Origin of the sequence: Streptomyces albidus (ex Kaewkla and Franco 2022) (genome assembly GCF_013870515.1) — a bacterium.
In the GTDB taxonomy this organism is placed as follows: Bacteria; Actinomycetota; Actinomycetes; order Streptomycetales; family Streptomycetaceae; genus Streptomyces; species Streptomyces albidus.
Genome location: NZ_JACBXA010000251.1, coordinates 1 through 8,228, shown reverse-complemented (window position 1 = coordinate 8,228; position 8,228 = coordinate 1). Strand labels below are relative to the sequence as shown.

General features: G+C 70.0%; 7 protein-coding genes. 4 read left to right on the top strand and 3 right to left on the bottom strand.

Features of this window, described 5'->3' with window-relative positions:
- Positions 1–2,647, bottom strand: a 2,647-nt coding sequence (gene pepN / locus H5J26_RS25535; RefSeq protein ID WP_181768323.1) for an aminopeptidase N, incomplete at its 3' end; no start/stop codon positions are given.
- 162 nt (positions 2,648–2,809) lie between these two features.
- Here pepN and H5J26_RS25530 point away from each other — a divergent pair.
- Complete coding sequence (locus H5J26_RS25530; protein ID WP_181768322.1) at positions 2,810–3,442, top strand: DsbA family protein; 633 nt, start codon at positions 2,810–2,812, stop codon at positions 3,440–3,442.
- 167 nt (positions 3,443–3,609) lie between these two features.
- Here the strand turns inward: H5J26_RS25530 and H5J26_RS25525 are convergent, their stop codons facing one another.
- Complete coding sequence (locus H5J26_RS25525; protein WP_181768321.1) at positions 3,610–4,251, bottom strand: superoxide dismutase; 642 nt, start codon at positions 4,249–4,251, stop codon at positions 3,610–3,612.
- A gap of 187 nt (positions 4,252–4,438) precedes the next feature.
- The gene (locus tag H5J26_RS25520; RefSeq protein WP_181768320.1) at positions 4,439–5,899 is read right to left on the bottom strand and encodes an amino acid permease; all 1,461 of its coding nucleotides are present in this window, start codon (positions 5,897–5,899) and stop codon (positions 4,439–4,441) included.
- 324 nt (positions 5,900–6,223) lie between these two features.
- Here H5J26_RS25520 and H5J26_RS25515 point away from each other — a divergent pair, with 324 nt between their 5' ends.
- The 3 genes from H5J26_RS25515 to H5J26_RS25505 form a co-directional block, all read left to right on the top strand.
- Positions 6,224–6,841: a biotin transporter BioY gene (locus tag H5J26_RS25515; protein WP_181768319.1), complete on the top strand. Its 618-nt coding sequence runs from the start codon at positions 6,224–6,226 to the stop codon at positions 6,839–6,841.
- A gap of 99 nt (positions 6,842–6,940) precedes the next feature.
- Positions 6,941–7,426, top strand: coding sequence for a ribose-5-phosphate isomerase (locus H5J26_RS25510; protein WP_181768318.1), 486 nt, complete (start codon positions 6,941–6,943; stop codon positions 7,424–7,426).
- A gap of 5 nt (positions 7,427–7,431) precedes the next feature.
- Positions 7,432–8,228, top strand: a 797-nt coding sequence (locus H5J26_RS25505; RefSeq protein ID WP_181768317.1) for an Fpg/Nei family DNA glycosylase, incomplete at its 3' end; no start/stop codon positions are given.

Genomic DNA, 8,228 nt, shown 5'->3' with positions numbered 1-8,228 from the left:
TCGCGTCACAGCGCTGAGCGTGCAGCGCGCGCGCCAGGTCGTCACGCGATTCCAGGACCAGCCGGCGCAGAGCGGGCGCGGCGTCCTCGTGCGTGCCCAGCCACGCGTCGGTCGCGTCCAGGGTGGCCTGGTCGGCCTGGAGGTCCGGGTAGAGACCCCGCACGATCGCCATGGCGATCTCGATCGAGCGGGTCCGCCAGATCTCCTCCAGCGCGTCGAAGTACCGCTGGGTGTACGGCGCCGTCAGCGCCTCCTGGCCGGGCTGGGCGAAGCCCGAAATCGTCGCCTCGACAAGGGCGTTGGAGAGCCGGTCCGAGGTGATCACCGTCTCCCAGGCCTGTGCCTTGACCTCCGCCGAGGGCCGTGCCGTGAGGCAGCGCACGTGGTGCCGCTTGCCGGACGCCGTGTCGTCGCGGGCGAGTTCGGCGTCGAGCACGGCGGCGTCGGCAGCGCCGCGCGCCGCCAGGGTCACCAGGAACGTCCAGCGCAACTCCTGGTCGATGACCAGTCCGTCGATGCGCGCCGAGCCCGCGAGCAGCCCCTGCAGCATCTGAAGGTCCTTCTCGTCGGTGGCGACAGCCGAGAAGAAGCGTGCCCAGGCGAGCTGGTGGCCACTGCCCGGTTCGGCCTGCCGCAGCGCCTTCAACGCGCCCTCGGCCAGGGCCCGTCCGCCCTCCTCACGCCATTCGGGGTCGGCGTAGTAGGTGATCGCGGTCCGGCTCCAGGCGTGCAGCATCTGCAGGACGCCGATGTCCGACTCGGTGCCCGCGAATGAGAGCACCAGCGAGACGAAATCCCGCGCGGGCATCAGCGCGTCGCGCGTCAGGTTCCACATGGCCGACCAGCACAGGGCCCGGGAGAGGGAGGGATTGTGGGCGTCGGAGCCGTCCGTCCCGGCGGGGCCGGGGAGCCCTGGTTGCGGGGCGAGTTCACCGAGGTGCGCGCGCAGCGTCTCCATCGATGTCTCGTCCAGGCGGGTCTTGCAGTAGGTCAGGTCGTCATCGTTGACGAGCACGAGGTCGGGCCCCTCCTCGCCCGTCAGCTCGTCGACGACCGTACGGGTGCCGCTGACGTCCGTCTCCGCCCTGGCGTAACGGACCAGCCTGCCCTCCGCGTCGTCGCGGCGGTAGAGCCCCACGGCCACCCGGTGCGGACGCAGCACCGGATGGGCCTCCGGCGCCTCCTGGAGCACGGCCAGCTCGGTGATCCTGCCGTCGGCGCCGCAAGTGACCTGCGGCGTCAGGGAGTTGACTCCCGCTGTCTGGAGCCAGGCGCGCGACCACTCCTCCATGTCACGCCCGGAGGTCTCGGCGAGGACCGCCAGCAGATCCGCCAGTGTCGTGTTCCCCCACGCGTGCCGCTGGAAGTAGCGCCGCGCTCCCTCGAGGAAGGTGTCCCGGCCCACGTACGCCACGAGCTGCTTGAGCACCGAGGCGCCCTTGGCGTAGGTGATCCCGTCGAAGTTGAGCTTGGCGTCCTCCAGGTCGCCGATGTCCGCCGTGACGGGGTGCGTGGAGGGCAGTTGGTCGGCGCGGTAGGCCCATGACTTGCGGCGGTTGGCGAAGCTGATCCAGCCGTCCTTGAAGCGGGTCGCCTCCACCAGGGCCAGCGCGCCCATGAAGTCCGCGAAGGACTCCTTGAGCCACAGGTCGTCCCACCACTCCATCGTCACCAGGTCGCCGAACCACATGTGCGCCATCTCGTGCAGGATGACGTTCGCCCTGCCCTCGTACGAGGCCTGCGTGACCTTGCCGCGGAAGACGAACTCCTCGCGGAAGGTGACCAGTCCCGGGTTCTCCATCGCGCCGATGTTGTATTCGGGGACGAAGGCCTGCTCGTACTTCCCGAAGGGGTAGGGAAATCCGAAGTGGTCGTGGAAGAAGTCCAGTCCCTGCTTGGTGACGGTGAAGATGTCGTCCGCGTCGAAGTACCTGGCCAGGCCCTTGCGGCACAGCGCGCCGAGGGGGATCTCCAGCTCCGCGCCCTCACCCTGTGTGCGCCGGTAGGTGTCCGTGACGTAGTGGTAGGGCCCGGCGACGACGGCGGTGATGTACGTCGAGATCGGCTGCGTGCGCTCGAAGTGCAGGCAGGCGGACGCGCCTTCGTCGATGAGCTCGGTCTCTCCGGCCTGGGTGCCGTTGCTCAGCACCGTCCACGCGGAGGGCGCCGTCACGGTGAACTCGAAGGGCGCCTTGAGGTCGGGCTGCTCGAAGTTGGCGAAGACCCTCCGGGCGTCCGCCGGTTCGTACTGCGTGTAGAGGTAGACCTCGCCGTCCTCGGGGTCCAGGAAGTGGTGCAGGCCCTCGCCCGTACGGCTGTAGGCGCACGCCGCGTCGACGACGAGCTCGTTCTCGGCGGCGAGGCCGTCGAGAGTGATGCGGGCGCCGTCGAAGACCGTGTCGACGGGCAGCGAGCGGCCGTTGAGGGAGACCGAGTGCACGGACGGCGCCACGAGGTCGGCGAAGGTGGAGGCACCCGGCTGCGAGCAGCGGAAGCGGATCGTCGTCGTCGAACGGAAGGTGCGCGGGCCGCTCGCCGGCGGGGGAGCGATCGCCGAGCGCAGGTCCAGCGCGACCTGGTAACCGTCCACGGACAGCAGCCCGGCCCGGCGCTGTGCCTCGTCACGTGTCAGGTTCTCTCCGGGCACGGCATGGCTCCCATCCTCGCGGCTCACGACCGGGACTCGGGTCTCCGGCCATGCGTCTCAGCATTTCACGCGGCACACGCGCCACACAGCCGGGAATCCCGGCGGGCGTTCCGGTGTTGCGACAGAGCCCGGCCTTTCACAGTTTCCGAGGAGAGCGTGGCCATGACGCAGAAGACCGTTGCCGACTTCTGGTTCGACCCCAGGTGCCCGTGGGCCTGGCTGACCTCCCGCTGGATGCTGGAGGTGGAGAAGGTGCGGCCGATCGAGGTCCGCTGGCACGTGATGAGCCTGGCCGTCCTCAACGAGGACAAGCTGGACGAGCTGCCCGAGGGGTACCGGGAGCTGCTGGCCAGCGCCTGGGGGCCGGTCCGTGTGTGCATCGCCGCCGAGCAGAAGTACGGAGCCGACGCCCTCGGCCCGCTCTACACCGCGCTGGGCACCCGCTTCCACAACCGCGGCCAGGACCAGTCCCGCCAGGTGATCCTCGACGCCCTCGAGGAGGCCGGCCTGCCCGCCGACCTGGCGGACGCGGCCGACTCCACCGACTACGACGAGGCGCTGCGCGCATCCCACAAGGAAGGCATCGACCTGGTCGGCCAGGACGTGGGCACCCCCGTCATCGCCGTGCCCGGAGCCGAAGGCGAGCGCATCGCCTTCTTCGGTCCCGTGGTCACTCCGGCGCCCAAGGGTGAGGCAGCGGCCAAGCTCTGGGACGGGACCCTGATGGTGGCCTCGACGCCCGGCTTCTACGAGATCAAGCGCACGCGGGACGCGGGTCCCGTCTTCGACGACTGAGCCGTCTTCGCCGCCAGGCGGCGTGCCGGCCGCGGCCCGCTGTTCGCCCGCACATGCAGGAGAGCCCCCGTACGTCACGTCCGTACGGGGGCTCTCCCTTTCTTCCACCTGCCCGGGTGAAACGGTGAGAAGACGATCACGAGGGCAGGAGGCTCTCTGCCGCGCCGCTACGGCACCAGCAGCAGATTGTTGGCCCGTTCCTTCGCCGCGGCGTAACGCTTGGCGACGTCCTGCCAGTTCACGACGCGCCACATCGCCTCGACGAAGTCGACCTTCTGGTTCCGGTACTGGAGATAGAAGGCGTGCTCCCAGGCGTCGAAGACCAGGATCGGCACGCTGCCCTGCCCGACGTTGCCCTGGTGGTCGTAGACCTGCTCCACGATGAGCCGTCCCGTGACCGGCTCGTAGGCGAGGACGCCCCAGCCCGACCCCTGAGTGGTGGCCGCCGCCTTGGACAGGTGCGCCTTGAACTTGCCGAAGGAGCCGAAGGATTCCGCGATGGCGTCCGCCAGTTCGCCCGTGCCGTCCTTCTCCAGAGGCTCGCCGCCGCCGTCACCGGTCATGTTCTGCCAGTAGATGGTGTGCAGGATGTGCCCCGAGAGGTGGAAGGCCAGGTTCTTCTCCAGCCCGTTGACCGCCCCCCACTGGTCCGCCTCGCGGGCCTCGGCCAGCTGCTCGAGGGTGTCGTTGGCGCCCTTCACATAGCCCGCGTGGTGCTTGTCGTGGTGCAGCTCGATGATCTCGCCGCTGATGACGGGCTCCAGCGAGGAGTAGTCGTACGGCAGCTCCGGCAGCGAATACAAGGCCATATGCATCTCCCTCGCGTTATTGCACATTACTTGCAAGAAGACGCTAACAGCAACAGGAGCCTGTCGGAGCGAGGGCATCGCGGGGGAGCAGGACACGAGGAAGGAGCGGCCCCGCCGTGGGCGGAACCGCTCCTCCGTATGTCTTCGGTTGTCCGGTGCCGGCTGTGGGGAGGCCCCCAGCTGGACGTCAGTCCCGGTCGGCCCCCTTGCCCACTGCCGCGCCCGTGTGGTCCCCGTCCTCGCGCGGGAGCGACCTCTGCCGGAACAGCCCGATGACGATCAGCACCATCGTCAGGCAGGCCGTGAACGCCAGTTGGGTACGGGTGTCGCCCTCACGCAGCATCAGCGCCAGCACCGCCAGGATGCCGAGGACGGCCACCCAGGTCAGCACCGGGAACGCCCACATGCGCACCACGAGCTTCTCGGGCGCCTCGCGTTCCAGGCGCCTGCGGCTGACCAGTTGGGAGACCGAGATGAACCCCCACACCACCAGCGTCGCCGCACCGACCGTGTTCAGGAGCCAGTGGAAGACCGTCTCGGGCCACCAGAAGTTCAGCAGCACCGCGACGAACCCGAAGACCGAGGAGGCCACGACAGCGGGACGGGGGACGCCGCTCGCGCTGACCCTGCCGAGGAAGCGCGGGCCCTGACCGCGGGCGATGAGGGAGAAGGCCATGCGCGAGGCGCCGTAGATGTTGGCGTTCATCGCCGACAGCAGAGCGACGAGCACGACGCCGTTCATCACCTGCGCGGCGCCCGGGATGCCGATGTGCTCGAGCACCGCGGCGTACGGGCCGGCCACCACCGACTTGTCGTCCCACGGGATGAGGGTGACGATCACCAGCATCGAGCCGACGTAGAAGACCGCGATGCGCCACATCGCAGTGCGCACGGCCTTGGCGACGCCGTTGACCGGGTCCTCCGACTCCGCGGCGGCGATGGTCACCGTCTCCAGCCCGCCGTATGCGAAGACGGACGCGAGCAGCCCGACGACCAGGCCGTTCGTCCCGGCGGGCAGGAAGCCGCCCTCGCCGGTGAGGTTCGCCGTCCCGGGGGCCTCGGTGCCCGGCAGCAGACCTGCGATCGCGAAGGCACCCAGCAGCAGGAACGCCGTGATCGCGAAGACCTTGAGGGCCGCGAACCAGAACTCCGTCTCGCCGAAGTTGCGCACGGCGACCAGATTGGTGAGGCAGAAGACCGCCATGAACAGAGCGACCCACATCCATGAGCCGGTGCCGGGCATCCAGCTGGTCATGATGTCCGCGGCGGCAGTTGCCTCGGTCGCGATCGCGACGCACAGCAGCACCCAGTAGATCCATCCCGCAGTGAAGCCCGCCCACGGTCCGAGCGCCCGCTCCGCGTGGACGGAGAAGGAACCGGACGCGGGGTTCGCCGCCGACATCTCGCCCAGCATGCGCATCACCAGCATGACGAGCAGACCCGAGGCCGCGTAGGCGAGAACGATCGAGGGGCCCGCTGCGGCGATGCCCGCTCCGGAGCCGACGAACAGCCCGGCTCCGATCACTCCCCCCAGGGCGATCATGGAGAGATGGCGCTGCTTCAGCCCGTGGGACAGCGCCTGCTGTCCTGGGGTTCTGGAGCCCTCCGGGCTCGGAGGCGGCGCGTCGGACAGCTCGGTGCGCGTCATGAAGGGGCCGTTCCTGAGAAGACTTTCGGAATTTCGTGGGTCCTGCACCTGTCAGTCTCAGCGGCGTCCCCTCGGCACTTCAACGTGGACCGATGACGTTCCGGCATGCGGACGGACCGCTCACTTCAGGTGACTGCGCCGTCAATATACGTTTTCCCTCAAGCCGGCCGCGTCCGTTCTTGTAGCAGGCCACCAGCACGGTGCAAGGGGCCTTGGGCTAGCGTCGAACAGTTCGCACACGCGATTCGGGTGTGCGGACACGACTGCGGGAAGACCCGCACGGACCCACGCGGTCCGCCGACACCCTGGACCCGGAGTAGCCCGATGAGCGCCCTCACCCCTGCCGCCGACCCCCGCCCCGGCGACGTACTCGCCGACGTGCTGTCCGCCCCGTCGGCATCCGTCACCGGCCCGCGTGCGTACGTCCGTGACGCTGTCCTGGTGCTCTCAGGAGCGGCACTGACCGGCATCGCCGCTCAACTCTCCGTTCCCGTACCGGGATCGCCCGTGCCGGTCACCGGCCAGACCTTCGCCGCGCTGCTCGTCGGTGCGGGCCTCGGCGCCCGCCGGGGCTTCATGGCGATGGCCCTCTACACGCTGGCCGGCGTCGCCGGGATGCCGTGGTTCGCCGAGGCCGCGTCGGGAGCGGCGATGCCCTCCTTCGGCTACGTCCTCGGGATGCTGCTGGCGGCCACCGTCGTCGGCGCCCTGGCGAGGCGCGGCGGCGACCGCGGCCCGCTGCGGACGGCCGGCACGATGGCGGTCGGCATGGCGCTGACGTACGCGGTGGGCGTGCCCTACCTCGCCGTCGCCACCGGGATGTCCCTGACCGAGGCCGTCATGGCGGGCCTCGTGCCGTTCCTCGTCGGGGACCTCCTCAAGGCGGCGCTCGCGATGGGCGCGCTGCCCGGCGCCTGGAAGCTTGTCGGCAGGCGCGGCTGAGTCCTCGCACCGGGCCCCGCCACCCGCTGTGGCCGGGCCCGGTCTCCGAGGTCGCTCCCGGTCCCGGACCTCGCGGTGACGCGCCATAGACTCGCCTCCATGCGCGTGTACCTCGGCTCCGATCATGCCGGCTACGAACTCAAGAACCACCTCGTCGAGTGGCTGAAGTCGGCGGGCCACGAACCCGTCGACTGCGGCCCCCACATCTACGACGCCGCCGACGACTACCCGCCCTTCTGCATGCGTGCCGCTGAGAGCACCGCGCAGGACACCGAGTCCCTCGGCATCGTCGTCGGCGGCTCCGGCAACGGCGAGCAGATGGCCGCGAACAAGGTCAAGGGCGTGCGCTGCGCGCTTGCTTGGAGCGAGGAGACCGCCTCGCTGGCCCGCGAGCACAACAACGCCAACGTCGTCAGCGTCGGTGCGCGCATGCACACCACCGACGAGGCGGTGAAGTTCGTCGAGACGTTCCTGAAGACGCCGTTCTCCGACGGCGAGCGCCACGTGCGCCGCATCGACATGCTCTCCACCTACGAGATCACGGGCCAGCTCCCGCCCGTACCCGCCCATCACCCGGAGTCCTGAAGCACATGCCCGAGGGGCACACGATCCACCGGCTCGCCCAGGACTGCCACGAGCGCTTCGGAGGCCGTCCTGTCCGGGCGGCGAGCCCCCAGGGAAAGTTCTCCGACGGCGCCGCGCTCCTCGACGGGCAGGTGATGTCGGACGCCGACGCACACGGGAAGCACCTCTTCCTCGGCTTCGAGGGGACGGGCTGGATCCACGTACACCTGGGCCTGTACGGCAAGTTCACCTTCGGCGCGGGCCCCGCGCCCGCGCCCGTCGGCCAGGTGCGCCTGCGGCTCGTCGGTGACGGGGGAGGGGACGGCGTCCACGCGGACCTGCGGGGGCCCACACGCTGCGAGTTGATCACCGGGCCCGAGAAGAAGGCCGTCGAGGACCGTCTCGGCCCCGACCCGCTGCGCGAGGACGCCGACCCCGACAGCGCCTGGGCGCGGATCTCCCGCAGCCGGACGACGGTCGCCGCCCTCCTGATGGACCAGAAGATCGTCGCGGGCGTCGGCAACGTCTACCGCGCGGAGCTGCTCTTCCGGCACGGCATCGACCCGTACCGCGCCGGGCGTGACCTGCTGCGTGCCGAGTGGGACGCCGTATGGGCCGACCTGGTCGAGCTGATGCGCGAGGGCGTGCGCAACAACCGCATCGACACCGTGCGCGCCCAGCACACGCCCGAAGCGATGGGGCGCCCGCCGCGCGTGGACGACCACGGCGGTGAGGTCTACGTCTACCGGCGGGCCGGCCGCGAATGCCTCGTCTGCGGCGAGGAGATCCGCACCGCCGGACTGGCCGCCCGCAACCTCTTCTG